1 protein-coding gene is annotated in these 958 nt (G+C 70.1%); it reads left to right on the top strand.

Translation table 11 applies throughout. The features are described 5' to 3' along the window. Positions 1-10 precede the first annotated feature (10 nt). On the top strand, positions 11-958 hold a 948-nt coding region (locus tag A5691_RS20895), incomplete at its 3' end, for a 13E12 repeat family protein (protein ID WP_068019015.1).

Below are 958 nucleotides of genomic sequence, written 5' to 3'. Positions count from 1 at the left end.
AGTTTGAGGTATGGAGGCCAGTCGTGAGGAGATCGTCGACGCTATCGACGCGCTCGACGGCGACGCGGACCGCCTGTGCGCCATGTCTTTTGACGTGCTCACCACCCCGGAACGGTTGCGGGCTTTGGAGCGGGTGGAAAGCGTCGCCCGCCGGCTGCGTACACCCCAGCACGCGCTGATCAACCAACTCGACGCGCAGGCCAGCCCCGAAGAGATGGGCGGCTCGCTGCGGGTGGGGTTGGCCGACCGGTTGCGCATCACCAAGGCTGAGGCCGCCCGGCGCATCGCCGAAGCCGCCGACCTCGGCGAGCGCCGGGCGCTGACCGGTGAACCGCTGGCACCCAAGCTGACTGCGACCGCGGCCGGCCAACGCGACGGGCTCATCGGCGAGGGCCACATCAACGTGATCCGCGACTTCTTGGCCCACCTGCCCGATGCCATCGACGCCCTGACCCGCCAAGCCGCCGAAGCCGACTTGGCCGCCAAGGCCGGCGCTTATCGGCCCGACGAATTGGCTCGATACGCGAAGCGGGTGATGGATTGGCTGCACCCCGACGGGGAATTCAGCGATGCCGAGCGGGCCCGCAAGCGCGGGATCGCCCTGGGCGCTCAGGACTTCGACGGCATGTCGCGCCTCAGCGGGCTGGTCACCCCGGAGCTGCGGGCCGCCATCGAGGCCATGCTGGCCAAGCTGGCCGCGCCCGGGGTGTGCAACCCCGACGACGAAATCCCGGTGGTCGACGCGACACCCGATCAGGACGCGGTGCGCCGCGACACCCGCAGCACGGCGCAACGCCACCACGACGCCTTCCTGGCCGGGCTGCGCGGACTCTTAGCATCGGGGGACTTGGGCTCCCATAACGGGCTGCCGGTGTCGATCGTGGTGAGCACCACGTTGCAGGAGTTGGAGGCCGCCGCCGGTAAGGCCCTGACTGCCGGCGGCACGCTGGTGCCCATG

It is taken from the genome of Mycobacterium sp. E183 (genome assembly GCF_001667735.1).
In the GTDB taxonomy this organism is placed as follows: domain Bacteria; phylum Actinomycetota; class Actinomycetes; order Mycobacteriales; family Mycobacteriaceae; genus Mycobacterium.
This window is presented reverse-complemented; position numbering and strand designations above follow the sequence as displayed.